General features: G+C 70.7%; 10 protein-coding genes and 1 pseudogene. 7 read left to right on the plus strand and 4 right to left on the minus strand.

Annotation, left to right across the window (positions count from 1 at the left end):
* Positions 1 to 238 (plus strand): annotated as a pseudogene (locus ASG00_RS14880) (winged helix DNA-binding domain-containing protein); the annotation flags it as partial.
* Between the two features lie 29 nt (positions 239 to 267).
* Positions 268 to 1,191 (plus strand): DUF4436 family protein, encoded by a 924-nt coding sequence (locus ASG00_RS06995; RefSeq protein WP_056207893.1) that lies wholly within the window; start codon positions 268 to 270, stop codon positions 1,189 to 1,191.
* Positions 1,192 to 1,236: 45 nt separating this feature from the next.
* On the opposite strand, the gene ASG00_RS07000 is transcribed toward ASG00_RS06995, so the two are convergent.
* Positions 1,237 to 2,676, minus strand: coding sequence for a helix-turn-helix transcriptional regulator (locus ASG00_RS07000; protein ID WP_045248211.1), 1,440 nt, complete (start codon positions 2,674 to 2,676; stop codon positions 1,237 to 1,239).
* Between the two features lie 127 nt (positions 2,677 to 2,803).
* Here ASG00_RS07000 and ASG00_RS07005 point away from each other — a divergent pair, with 127 nt between their 5' ends.
* On the plus strand, positions 2,804 to 4,678 hold the full coding sequence (locus ASG00_RS07005) for a phosphoenolpyruvate carboxykinase (GTP) (RefSeq protein WP_056207895.1): 1,875 nt from the start codon (positions 2,804 to 2,806) through the stop codon (positions 4,676 to 4,678).
* Between the two features lie 93 nt (positions 4,679 to 4,771).
* On the opposite strand, the gene ASG00_RS07010 is transcribed toward ASG00_RS07005, so the two are convergent.
* Positions 4,772 to 5,806 carry a hypothetical protein gene (locus tag ASG00_RS07010; RefSeq protein WP_056207898.1) on the minus strand — a complete coding sequence of 345 codons (1,035 nt, stop codon included), beginning with the start codon at positions 5,804 to 5,806 and terminating at the stop codon, positions 4,772 to 4,774.
* A gap of 69 nt (positions 5,807 to 5,875) precedes the next feature.
* Here ASG00_RS07010 and ASG00_RS07015 point away from each other — a divergent pair, with 69 nt between their 5' ends.
* On the plus strand, positions 5,876 to 6,481 hold the full coding sequence (locus ASG00_RS07015; RefSeq protein ID WP_162237836.1) for a TetR/AcrR family transcriptional regulator: 606 nt from the start codon (positions 5,876 to 5,878) through the stop codon (positions 6,479 to 6,481).
* A gap of 12 nt (positions 6,482 to 6,493) precedes the next feature.
* Here ASG00_RS07015 and ASG00_RS07020 read toward each other — a convergent pair whose 3' ends face one another.
* Positions 6,494 to 8,395 (minus strand): ABC transporter ATP-binding protein, encoded by a 1,902-nt coding sequence (locus ASG00_RS07020; protein ID WP_056208005.1) that lies wholly within the window; start codon positions 8,393 to 8,395, stop codon positions 6,494 to 6,496.
* A gap of 145 nt (positions 8,396 to 8,540) precedes the next feature.
* Between ASG00_RS07020 and ASG00_RS07025 the strand changes: the two genes are divergently transcribed.
* Genes ASG00_RS07025 through ASG00_RS07035 form a run of 3 tightly spaced genes read left to right on the plus strand, consistent with a single transcriptional unit; the run spans position 8,541 to position 11,145 of the window.
* Positions 8,541 to 9,482 (plus strand): ABC transporter ATP-binding protein, encoded by a 942-nt coding sequence (locus ASG00_RS07025; RefSeq protein WP_056207900.1) that lies wholly within the window; start codon positions 8,541 to 8,543, stop codon positions 9,480 to 9,482.
* Complete coding sequence (locus ASG00_RS07030; protein ID WP_056207903.1) at positions 9,479 to 10,330, plus strand: ABC transporter permease; 852 nt, start codon at positions 9,479 to 9,481, stop codon at positions 10,328 to 10,330. The genes ASG00_RS07025 and ASG00_RS07030 overlap by 4 nt, the downstream gene beginning before the upstream one ends.
* The gene (locus tag ASG00_RS07035; protein ID WP_056207906.1) at positions 10,327 to 11,145 is read left to right on the plus strand and encodes an ABC transporter permease; all 819 of its coding nucleotides are present in this window, start codon (positions 10,327 to 10,329) and stop codon (positions 11,143 to 11,145) included. Before ASG00_RS07030 ends, ASG00_RS07035 begins: the two co-directional genes overlap by 4 nt.
* Positions 11,146 to 11,215: 70 nt before the next feature.
* Here ASG00_RS07035 and ASG00_RS07040 read toward each other — a convergent pair.
* On the minus strand, positions 11,216 to 12,238 hold a 1,023-nt coding region (locus tag ASG00_RS07040), incomplete at its 5' end, for an MFS transporter (RefSeq protein ID WP_235559406.1).

Here is a 12,238-nt window from a genome sequence, read left to right on the forward strand (position 1 = left end):
TCGCAGCGCGGTGTGCGCGCCGGAGGATCTGAGCGCGGTGGGACCCACGGCCAACGGCGTGCTGAGTCCCGTGCTGCTGCATCGGGGCCGCGTCGTCGGCACGTGGACCCACTCTCGCGCCCGCGGTCGTCTCGCCGAACGCCCGGTCGCGACGCTCTTCGCCACCGCCGCCGATCAGGTCGCGCCGGGCGAGATCGAGGCCGCACTCTCCCGCTACACCGGGTTCCTCGGCGGGTGAGGGGTCCCGCCGTCTGACACACTGATCGCGTGAGCACCGAGACCGGCGCGGACGCGCCCGCGGCCCCCGCCCCTGCGCCGCGCCGACGCCGCGGGCTTCTCTGGATCGCCGTCGGCGCGGTCGTGGTGGTCGCGGTCTACGTGACCGTCGCCGTGCTCTACGCGATCAGCGCGGCCGGCTCGACGTCGACCCCGATCAGCGCGGCGAACCCGCAGGCGGTCGTGGTGCTCAGCCCGCAGTCGATGGATGCCGCCGGCAACCGTCTCACCCTGTCGATCGACGTGCAGCCGGGGGAGTCGCTCACCGGCGGCGGCCTGTTCCTGACGAAGCCGCTCACGCTGCTCATCAGCGATGTCGACGGTCCGCGCACGATCACCTTCGCGGCGGGGCAGGCTCCGTCTGTCGTGAGCGTCAAGGTGATCACGTCCGGGCTCGTCGAGCAGTGGCCCTTCGATCGATACGCGGTGTCGCAGATGAACATCGCCCTCGCGCAGACCGCCGACGACGGCACGACACTGCACACCGTGCCGGTCAGCTGGCAGGTGTCCGACCGGGTGCCCGGCTGGAACGTCGAGTTCCGCGGTCAGCCCGATTCCACGAACGACGAGGTGTTGGTGACGGATGTCGCCGCCTCCCGTTCCGCGTCGACGGTGGCGTTCGCGATCGTCCTGATCACCCTCATGCTGGTGCTGCCCGCTCTCGCCCTCACGGTCGCGATCTCGGCCTTCCGGGGGCGTCGCAAGACGGAGGCGACCCTGCTCAGCTGGATCGGCGCGATGCTGTTCGCGATCGTGCCGCTGCGCGGCTTCTTCCCCGGCTCCCCTCCGATCGGGTCGTGGGTCGACTACCTCGTCGTGCTGTGGGTGGTCGCGGGGCTCATCGCCGCGCTCGTCGTGTTCGTCGCGGCATGGATGCGCTGGGTGCCGGGGGCCGGCGAGCGACCGGTGCGCTGAGGCATCCGGGTCGTCCCCGGCCGGTCCGCTCCCGGGCCGGGGTGATCAGCCGCCCGCGTGCCGTTCGAGGAATGCATACACCTCGGAGTCGTCGATGCCGGGGAACAGGCCCGTCGGCAGCGGCGAGAACATCTGCATGTGCACGCGTGCGCTCGGCCAGGCCTTGCCGACCCAGCGGGCGGCGACCTCGTCGGCCGGGCGGCGGCAGCACGACTCGTCGGGGCAGCGCGACACGGCGCGCTTCTGCGTCTCACGGCCGCGGAACCAGCGGGCGTCGTCGAACGGCACGCCCACGGTGATGGAGAACTCGCCATCGGAGGTGGACCCCGTCTGCGTCGAGCACCAGTAGGTGCCGGCGGGGGTGTCGGTGTACTGGTAGTGCTCGACGGTGCGGTTCTGCTCGGCGAACGCCGACCGTGCCGAGAACCACCGGCAGACGACCTGACCCTCGACGGCGCCGGTCACGTCCATCGGCAGCGGCAGGTCGTCGTTCTCGTAGACGCGGGAGACGGCGCCGGCGCCGTCGACGCGCAGGAAGTGCAGCGGGATCTCGAAGTGCCGCGTGAGGAGGTTGGTCATGCGCATCCCGGCGGCCTCGTGGGTGACGCCGAACGCATCGCGGAAGTCCTCGACGGCGAGGTTCCGGTCCTTCTTCGCCTGCTGCAGGAACGCGACCGACTGCGTCTCGGGCATGAGCGCGCACGCCGCGTAGTAGTTGATCTCGAGTCGCTGCTGCAGGAAGTCGGCGTAGTCGGTGGGCGGCTTGTGGCCGAGCAGGCGGTGCGCCATGGCCTGCAGCGCCATCGACCGCAGGCCGTGGCCGCCCGGGATCGAGGCGGGCGGCAGGTAGATGCGGCCGTTCTCGAGGTCGGTGACCGAGCGCGCCGAGTGCGGCAGATCGCTCACGTAGATCAGCTCGAAGCCCAGCTGCTCGGCCATGATGCTCACCGTGCGGTGGGTGAGGGCGCCGCCGTGGTGGCCCGCCGCCTTGAGCTGCTTCTCGGCGAGACGCTCGATGTCGCCGAGATAGTTGTCCTGGTCCCGCATCCGCAGGCGCAGGTCGGTGTTCGCGCGCCGCGCCTCCTCGGGGGTGGCGATCGTGGCGCGCTCACGGCGCTGCAGCTCCCGGTGGAGGCCGAGGATCGTCTCGATCGTCTCGTCGGGGAGCCCCTTGGACACCTTCACCGGCGGAATGCCGAGCTGGCGGAACAGATGGCCTCCCTGCGCCCGCTCCAGCTCGATCTCGAGCGCTGCCCGTCGGTTCGGCGGCTCGCTCGAGAGGAGGTCGGAGAGCTGGCTGTCGGTCGCGTCGGCGATCTGCTGCAGCAGGGAGAGCTTGGGCTCGCGCTTCCCGTTCTCGATGAGGCTGAGGTGGCTGCCGGCGACGCCGACGAGTGCGCCGAGCTCGTCGAGGGTGAGCCCCTTCTCGGAGCGACGGTGTCGGATGCGGTGCCCCAGGGTGGACAGCTCGATCGAGGTCGCCATTGTTTGAGTATACGGAAAGAACGCATCTTCTTTCGCCGAAAACGTGGGAAAAGAGTGCGCGCTCCTCCGTGAGAGTGGAGGCACGACCCGTCCACGACACCGACCGTCACGACACGAGGAGCGCGCCATGGCCCTGGCTGAGACCTTCACCCCGACCGCATCCGGCACCCGCGCCGGCGGCGTCGCCGCCTTCGGGCAGCGACCCGAGGCATCCGGCCCCGCCGTCGAGAAGCTCTATGCCTGGGTCGACGAGCTCACCGCGCTGCTCAAGCCCGAGCGGGTGCACTGGGTCGACGGATCGCGCGCCGAGAACGAGGCCCTGCTGCGCGAGCAGGTCGCCGAGGGCAAGCTCATCAAGCTCAACCCCGAGTGGCGGCCGGGCTCCTACCTCGCCCGCTCGCACCCCAGCGATGTCGCCCGCACCGAGGGGCGCACCTTCATCGCCTCCGAGAAGGAGGAGGACGCCGGACCCACGAACAACTGGGTCGCGCCGGCCGAGATCCGCACGACCCTCACGGGCCTGTTCGACGGGGCGATGCGGGGCCGCACGCTCTACGTCGTGCCGTTCTCGATGGGTGCCGTCGGCGGACCCCTCTCCCACATCGGCGTGCAGCTGACCGACAGCGCCTACGCGGTCACCTCGATCGGCATCATGACCCGCGTCGGCGCGGAGGTCGTCGAGCAGATCGCCGCCGGCGCTGCGTGGGTCAAGACGGTGCACTCGGTGGGTGCGCCGCTCGAGCCCGGTCAGGCGGATGTCGCGTGGCCGTGCAACGACGACAAGTACATCGTGCACTTCCCCGACACCCTCGAGGTGTGGTCGTACGGCTCGGGGTACGGCGGCAACGCGATCCTCGCGAAGAAGTGCTTCGCGCTGCGCATCGCCTCGGTCATCGGACGCGACGAGGGCTGGCTCGCCGAGCACATGCTGCTCATCCGCGTCATCAGCCCCGAGGGCAAGGCCTACCACGTGGCCGCCGCGTTCCCGTCGGCCTGTGGCAAGACGAACCTCGCCATGCTGCGGCCGACGATCCCCGGCTGGCGCGTCGAGACCCTCGGCGACGACATCGCGTGGCTGCGTCCCGGGGAGGACGGCCGGCTCTGGGCGATCAACCCCGAGGCGGGCTTCTTCGGTGTCGCGCCGGGCACCGGCGAGTCGACCAACGTCACCGCGGTGGAGACCCTGTGGGGCAACACGATCTTCACGAACGTGGCGCTGCGTCCCGACGGCGACGTGTGGTGGGAGGGTCTGACCGACCAGCCGCCGGCAGAGCTGACCGACTGGGAGGGCAACGCGTGGACCCCGGCGTCGGGCCGGCCGGCCGCGCACCCGAACTCGCGTTTCACTGTCTCGGCCGCGCAGTGCCCGCAGATCGCCCCCGACTGGGATGCTGCGGAGGGCGTGCCGCTCGACGCGATCCTGTTCGGCGGGCGCCGGGCGACGAACGTGCCGCTCGTGGTCGAGGCCACCGACTGGACGCACGGCGTCTTCCTCGGCTCGACGATCTCGTCGGAGCGCACCGCCGCCGCCGAGGGCACCGTCGGCGAGCTGCGCCGCGACCCGTTCGCGATGCTGCCGTTCTGCGGCTACAACATGGCCGACTACTTCGGCCACTGGATCGAGGTGGGGCAGAAGCTCCGCTTCGACCGTGCGCCGCGCATCTTCCAGGTGAACTGGTTCCGTCGGGGTGCCGACGGCCGGTTCCTGTGGCCGGGCTTCGGGGACAACGCCCGTGTCATCGACTGGATCATCCGTCGCGTCGAGGGCAGCGTCCCCGCCGTGTCGAGCCCCATCGGTCGCCTCCCGCGCACCGATGACCTGAACCTCGAGGGCATCGAGGTGCCCGATGAGGACCTGGCCGAACTGTTCTCGATCGACCGCGACTCGTGGCTGACCGAGGCCGATCTCACGGAGCAGTTCTACGCCACCTTCGGTGGCCGGGTTCCGGCGGCGCTCCAGTCGGAGCTGTCGTCGCTGCGCTACCGCCTCAAGAGCGCGTAGCTCTCGCCCTCCCGGGCACGAACGGACCCCCGTCGATCGCGCGACGGGGGTCCGTTGCGTCCGTGCCGCCCGGGTGGTCGGCGCGGTGATCGTTCAGGCGGCGGGCTCGAGCGTGGCGGCCGGAACATGCATGCCGGGCCGCGAGCGGAAGTGGCCGGCGACCGTCAGCACGACGCCGAGCACGACCCACCCGCCGAGCACCAGCCACTGAGCGGTGGCGTCGGCATCGGGGAAGTAGCTGAGCCCGCGCAGCAGCCAGGACGCCGCGCCGGGCACCAGGTACTGCCCGATCGCGCCCCAGGGGGCCACGAGGAACTGCCACGGCATGGTCGCGCCCGAGATCGGGTTCGCGAACAGGATGGTGACCACGGCGCCGATGCCGATGCCGGCGGGGCCGAAGAGCGATGCGCACCCGACGACGAAGGCGGATGTCGCGGCGATCGCGAGGGCGATGGCGGCGGCGTTGAGCAGGAAGTCGCCCTGCAGGTAGCCGAACCAGGTCTGCAGCACCACGGCGAGGAGGAGCCCGACCCCGACGCCGTACGCGAGGAGCGCCGTGAGGCGGCGGAGAGGGCCGACCACGAGCAGCGAGATGAGCACGCCGCCCAGCATGCCGCCGAGGGTCAGTGGGAACGCGGCGGCGGCGAGGCCGGTGCCGGACGGGTCGCTGTCCGACAGCGGCACGACGGCGGTCACGGCGACCTGCGGCACGGTGGGCGCGCCGGCGGCGTGCGCCTGCTGGCTGAGCTGGGCCTGCAGCTGCGCCGCGAGGCCGGTGAGCAGCTGGGTGGGCACGGCTCCCGCGGCGGGGGCGGTCAGCACCTCGGGGGCGGCGGTCGCCGACAGCACGATCGCACCGTAGGTCGCCCGCGTCTCGATCTGGTGCACGGCGTCCTCGCGCTCGGTCGCGGCCACGAAGGTGATGCTGTCGCCGCGGGCGGCCACGGCGTCCTCGATCGCGGTGACCGCGGCGTCCGGGCCGCTGATGCCGATCGGGAGGTCATGGGCGCTGGCGGTCTTGGTGGGCCAGAGGAAGGCGAGCACGACGACCCCGACGACGAGGGCGCCGATGAGCCCGAAGGCGAGCGAGAGTGTCCAGCGGGTGTGCGGACGGACCGGAGCGGCCATGGGGATCCCCTCTAAAAAGAACATCTGATCTGTTTGAGATCACCATAGCAGAACGCCTATTCTGTGTACGTGCCCCGCTTGAAAGAGGAGACCCGCCTCGCCCGCCGCCGCGAGATCGCCGAGGCGGCCCTGCGGTGCTTCGCCCGTCAGGGGTTCGCCGCGACATCCATGGCCGACATCATCGCCGAGTCGGGGCTGTCCGCCGGATCCATCTACTCGCACTACGACAGCAAGGCGGCGCTCGTGCACGAGGCCGCCAAGGAGATCCTCGACGACAGGTTCCGTCAGGTCGTCGCGGCGATCGACCTCGACGGCACCGCGACGATCAGCCCCGGCCGGCTCTTCCTCGCGGTCGTGGAGACGATGTTCGTCGCGAGCGCGGGGCCGGTGCTGCTGCGTGTGTGGGCCGAGATGCCCGTCGACCCGGAGCTCGCCGCGGTCGGCGTGAAGAACGTCGGGTTCATGCGCGCCCGCGTCTCCGAGCTGCTCGTGCCCTGGGTCGGCGCCCGCGCCGGCGCTGAGCTCACCGCCGACGATCCCCTCGTCGGCCGCACCGCCGACCTCGTCATCGCCGCCGTGCAGGGACTTCTCGTCCGTGCCGCGTTCGACGAGCCCGAGACGCTCGCCGCACTGCGTCAGACCCTGGCGCGCGCGCTCGACACCGCCGAGGTGTGAGGCGGCTGCCGCTCAGACCAGCAGCTGGTGCTTCGCCAGGTCTCGGTAGAGCGGCGTGGACGCCACGAGCTCCGAGTGGGTGCCGACCCCGACGACCTCGCCGCGATCCATCACGACGATGAGGTCGCTGTCGACCACCGTCGACAGGCGGTGCGCGATGACGACGAGCGTGCGACCGGTGGCGACCGCGTCGATGGCCTCCCGCATGCGCTGCTCGTTGAGACCGTCGAGCGACGACGTCGACTCGTCGAGCAGCAGGATCGGGGGAGCGGCCAGCAGTGCGCGGGCGATCGCGAGGCGCTGGCGCTCGCCGCCCGACAGCATCACTCCCGCCTCGCCGACCTGCGCATCGAGCCCCTCGGCACTGCGGTCGAGCACGTCGCCGAGGTTCACCGCCCGCAGCACCGCCTCGCACGCCTCGTCGGTCGCGTCGGGGGAGGCGAGGCGCAGGTTGTCGCCGATCGAGCCCGCGAGGGTCGGGGCATCCTGCTCGACATAGCCGAGCCGCGCGCGCAGCGCGGTGCGATCGTGCAGGCGCACATCCACCCCGTCGACCAGCACCGCACCGCCCGTCGCGTCGTAGAACCGCTCGATGAGCGCGAGCGTCGTCGACTTCCCGGCGCCCGAGGGGCCGACCAGCGCGACGCGCGATCCCCGCGGCACCCGGAAGCTCACCCCGCGCAGCACCTGCGCGCCCGCCTCGTCCCCCTCGTCCTCGATCGCCGACGCATCCACCCGCACGCTCGCCAGCGCCCGCCGTGCCTCGCCCTCGGCCCGGCGGCGGGTCGCGACGACGGCATCGGGATAGGAGAAGTGCACGTCGCGGAACTCGACGGCGGGGGCGGATGCCGCGGCATCCGCATCATCGACGACGACGCCCGCCGCGCGCTGCGCGTCGTCGGCGTCCTCGGTGGGGAGGTCGAGCACCTCCTGGATGCGTCCGAGGGCGCCGAGCGCTTGGTTGATCGACAGGATCGCGCCCACGAACGTGCCGAGGGGAGCCACCAGCAGGAAGAGGAACATGATGAACGCCACGAGGTTGGCGATGCCGAGATCGCCGGAGGCGACGCGCAGGCCGCCGACCCCGAGCACCACGAGCAGGGAGACCTGCAGCGCGATGCCCGCGACCGGAACCACGAGCGCCGATACCTTCGCGATGCGCACCCCCACGGTGTACGCCTCGTCGGCGAGGCGGGTGACGCTCGCCGTCTCCCGCTCGGTCGCGCCCGCCGCCCGCACGGTGCGGATCGACCCGATCGCGCGCTCGACGCCCGAGGCCAGCTCGCCGACCTTCGCCTGCTGCGCACGCGTCGCGACCCGGATGCGCCCCGAGAGCACCACGACAGCGCCGATCGACGCGCCCAACACGATGACGATCAGAAGCAGCAGCACCGGGTCGATGACCGCCATCGCGATGAGCGCCCCGAGGAAGATGAGGGCGTTGCCGACGGCGTCCGCGAGGCCCTGCGTGAGCACCGCATAGAGAAGAGTCGTGTCGGTGCCGACCCGCGAGACGAGATCGCCGGTGCGGCGGGCGTCGAACTCGGCGATCGGGAGCCGCAGGATGCGGGCGATGAGCCGGCGGCGGCTGGATGCGACGACCGCGGTGCCGGTGCGCTGCAGCAGATAGTGCTGGTACCCGGAGATGAGCGACGTCACGACGACGAGCGCCACGATGGCCCAGACGAGCGGGCCGAGCCCGGTGCCCGACTGCACCTCGGCGATCACCTGCTGCACGACGAGCGGCTGGGCGAGCGTGGTCACCGCGCCGACGACGCTCAGCAGCGCGACGGCGATGAGGGTGCCGCGGTGGTCGGCGAGGAAGGGGAGGAGCTGCCGCACGCTCGCGCGCGGACCGTCGTCCTTCGACGGACGGGCGAACGGGCTGCGACGCGGGGTGGCGGGTGCGGACATGACTTCCTCATCGGTCTCGGCCGGCGCCCCCACGCGCCCGACGGGCGCCTCGGGGGATGCGGCACCGCTCACGAGTATCGCCCCGCACCGGGTCCCGCTCACAATCGACCCGGCGATGTCGCCGCCGCGGGCTACGGTGGATCGCGTGCCAACCCCCGTGATCACCGCTCAGAACCTCGCCAAGTCCTACCGCGTCAAGGGCAAGCCCGACTTCGTCGCCGTCGACGGACTCAGCTTCGAGGTCACGGCCGGGGAGTCGTTCGGGTTGTTGGGGCCGAACGGGGCGGGCAAGTCGACCACCATGAAGATGGTCGGCGCCGTGTCGTCGCGCACCGGGGGGAGTCTCAGCATCCTGGGGCTCGATCCCGACCGCTACGGACCCGAGATCCGCTCGCGCCTGGGCGTCGTGCCCCAGCAGGACAACCTCGACGCCGAGCTCAACGCGCGCGAGAACCTCTACATCTACGGCCGCTACTTCGGCCTGCCGGGAAAGGTCTGCCGCGAGCGCGCCGAGGAGCTGCTCTCGTTCGCGCAGCTCGAGGACAAGGCCACCGCCAAGGTCGATCAGCTCTCCGGTGGCATGAAGCGCCGCCTCACCATCGCCCGGGCTCTTATCAACGAGCCGCGCATCCTGCTGCTCGACGAGCCGACGACCGGCCTCGACCCGCAGGCGCGCCATGTGCTGTGGGACCGGCTGTTCCGGCTGAAGGAGCAGGGCACGACTCTCGTGCTGACGACCCACTACATGGACGAGGCCGAGCAGCTGTGCGACCGCCTGGTCGTCGTCGACAAGGGCCGCATCATGGCCGAGGGGTCGCCCGCGACCCTCATCCGCGAGCATTCGAGTCGCGAGGTGCTCGAGGTGCGCTTCGGCTCCGACCGCAACGAGCAGGTCGCGCCGCAGCTGGCCGGCATCGGCGATCGCGTCGAGGTGCTGCCCGACCGCATCCTCATCTACGCCGACGACGGCGAGGCGGCCCTCGAGCGCATCCACGCCCTGGGACTCGAACCCGTCACCTCGCTCGTGCGCCGCTCGTCGCTCGAGGACGTCTTCCTGCGCCTCACCGGACGGTCGCTGGTCGAATGAGCGAGCTGAGAACCACCCCGACCCTCGACGAGCTGCGCGACGAGGCGCTCGCCTGGGGTCGCACGCCCCGGCGGGCGGGCACCCTGTTCGTGCTCGAGCACTGGCTGCGCGCCATGCGCGCGTACGGCTGGACGATCGTCGTCAACGCGATCGGGCAGCCCATCGTCTACCTGCTCGGCCTCGGCCTCGGCCTCGCCGCGCTCATCGCGGTGCCGATCGACGACGGCACGCAGCACGTGCGCTACGTCGTGTTCGTCGCGCCCGCCCTGCTGGTCACCGCGGCCGTCGCCGTGGCATCCGAGGAGTCGACCTATCCGGTGATGGCGGGCTTCAAATGGCGTCGCTACTTCTTCGGGTTCAACGCCGCGCCGCTCTCGCCCCGGCAGATCGTGAACGGCGTCGCCGCCGGCGCCTGCGTGCGCATGTTCATCGTCGTTGCCGCGTACTACGTGATCATCTGGGTGTTCCAGGCCGTGCCGCACCCCGAGACCGGGTGGCTATCGATCATCGCCGGCGTGCTCGGCGGGCTCGCCTTCGGCGCCCCCCTCATGGCCTACGCGGCCTCCATCGAAGACGACCGCGGCCAGTTCGCGCTCGTGCAGCGGTTCATCTTCATGCCGCTGTTCCTGTTCTCCGGCACGTTCTACCCGCTCGGCAACGTCGGCTGGCTGCAGTGGATCGGGTGGCTCTCGCCGGTGTGGCACGCCTCGGAGCTCTCCCGCATGGTGACCTACGGGCGGGCGATCGAGCCGTGGCTGATCGCCGTGCATCTCGGCTACCTCGTGGTGCTGGCTGCGGTCGGCCTGCTCGCGGCGCACCACTTCTTCGGACGGAGGCTCTCGCGATGACAAGCACCGTCGCCTCCGCACCCGTGCGCGCCGGCAGCGTGCGAGCCCTCTGGGCCGGCAACCCGCAGTCTGTCGTGCAGCGCGGTCTGCTCTCGGCGCGATCGTCGAGCTGGGTGGTCGTGCTCTCCGGCTTCTTCGAGCCCGTCTTCTATCTGCTCGCGATGGGCGTCGGACTCGGCTCCCTCATCCCGGGTGTCACGGTCAACGGCCAGAGCGTCGCGTACGCCGCCTACATCGCCCCGGCACTCCTCGCGGTGTCGGCGATGAACGGTGCCATCTACGACTCGACGTGGAACGTCTTCTTCAAGATGAACTACGGCAAGCTCTACGAGGGCATGTTGGCCACATCTCTCGGCCCGCTCGACGTCGCGCTCGGCGAGATCCTCTACGCGCTGCTGCGGGGGCTCCTCTACGCCTGCGGCTTCATGGTGATCATGCAGGTGCTCGGGCTCAATCTCTCGTTCACCGCGCTCCTCGCCCTCCCCGCGGTGCTGCTGATCGCGTTCGGGTTCGCGAGCGTCGGCATGGCGGTCACGAGCTACATGAAGACCTTCCAGCAGATGGACTGGATCAACTTCGTGCTGCTGCCGATGTTCCTGTTCTCGGCGACGTTCTTCCCGCTGTCGGTCTACCCCGAGCCGGTGCAGTGGATCGTGCAGGCGTTCCCGCTGTGGCACGGCGTCGAGCTCATCCGCGGGCTCACCACCGGCATCCTCACCCCGGCGATGCTCATCCACGTCGGCTACTTCGTGGCGATGATCACCGTCGGGCTCGTCTTCACCACGACGCGACTGCGCGCGCTGTTCCTCGACTGACGTCGCACAGAACGCGGATGCCGCGGGGCGCCCGGCCCCGCGGCATCCGCGTTCTGTCGTGGTGTGCGGTTCAGAGGGAACCCGTCGATCCCACGCCGATGTTGTCGTCGTACGAGGCGTCCTTCGTCTCGCGCGACAGGAGCAGCGCGATGAGGGTGAGCACGGAGCATCCGGTCAGATACAGCCCGACGAGCCACGGCGAACCGCCCGCCGCGGCCCAGAGGGCCACCGCCACGATGGGGGCGAGCGCGGCGCCGAGGATCGACGACACGTTGTACGAGATCGCCGAGCCCGTGTAGCGCACGTTCGTGGGGAACAGCTCCGGCAGGATCGCGCCCATCGGGCCGAAGGTCGAGCCCATCAGCACGAAGCCGAACACGAGGAACGCCTGCGTGAGCGCCCCGGTGAGCTTCGGGTCGGCGTACGGCGCGAGGAACACCGAGAAGGTGAGGCCGAACACGATGATGCCGACCGTCACCCAGATCAGCAGCTTGCGGCGTCCAATCGCGTCGGCGAGGGGGCCGGAGATCAGCGTGAAGATGCCGAAGAAGACCACGCCGATGATCTGCATGATGACGAAGTCGGTGTAGGCGAAGCCTTGGCCGGGCACATAGCTCGCGGCGAACGCCGCGGGATCGAACACCTTGCCGGCCGCCTCCGCGGCCTTCTGTGCGGCCGCGCTCGCCGTCGCGAGAGTGGCCTTGGTGCCGTACGAGAGGGTGAAGCTCGTCATCAGGTAGAAGAGCACGTAGGTCGCCAGCATGATGAACGTGCCGAGCACCAGGTGCCACCAGTGGCGCCGCAGCACCTCGCCGAGCGGGAACTTGCGGATCGCGCCGGTCTTCTCGGCCTTCGTGAACGTCTCCGACTCGACCAGACGCAGACGCACCCACAGGCCGATGATGACCATGACGGCGGAGAAGAGGAACGGCACGCGCCATCCCCAGCTGAGGAAGGCCTCCGAGCGCTGCGCGCCGCCGTCGGGGTGGGGCAGGGCGAAGTTGATGACCAGGAACACGCCGTTGGCGATGATGAAGCCGATGGGGGCGCCCAGCTGCGGGAAGGTGCCGTACCAGGCACGCTTGCCGGCGGG

The organism is Microbacterium sp. Leaf351, assembly GCF_001423825.1.
GTDB lineage: Bacteria > Actinomycetota > Actinomycetes > Actinomycetales > Microbacteriaceae > Microbacterium > Microbacterium ginsengisoli.

What these genes read in the sequence shown, in the direction of transcription:
- ASG00_RS07010 (WP_056207898.1), bottom strand. Translation starts at nt 5,806, where the DNA reads ATGGCCGCTCCGGTCCGTCCGCACACCCGCTGGACACTCTCGCTCGCC.
- ASG00_RS07035 (WP_056207906.1), top strand. Translation starts at nt 10,327, where the DNA reads ATGACAAGCACCGTCGCCTCCGCACCCGTGCGCGCCGGCAGCGTGCGA.
- ASG00_RS07005 (WP_056207895.1), top strand. Translation starts at nt 2,804, where the DNA reads ATGGCCCTGGCTGAGACCTTCACCCCGACCGCATCCGGCACCCGCGCC.
- ASG00_RS07020 (WP_056208005.1), bottom strand. Translation starts at nt 8,395, where the DNA reads ATGTCCGCACCCGCCACCCCGCGTCGCAGCCCGTTCGCCCGTCCGTCG.
- ASG00_RS07030 (WP_056207903.1), top strand. Translation starts at nt 9,479, where the DNA reads ATGAGCGAGCTGAGAACCACCCCGACCCTCGACGAGCTGCGCGACGAG.
- ASG00_RS07000 (WP_045248211.1), bottom strand. Translation starts at nt 2,676, where the DNA reads ATGGCGACCTCGATCGAGCTGTCCACCCTGGGGCACCGCATCCGACAC.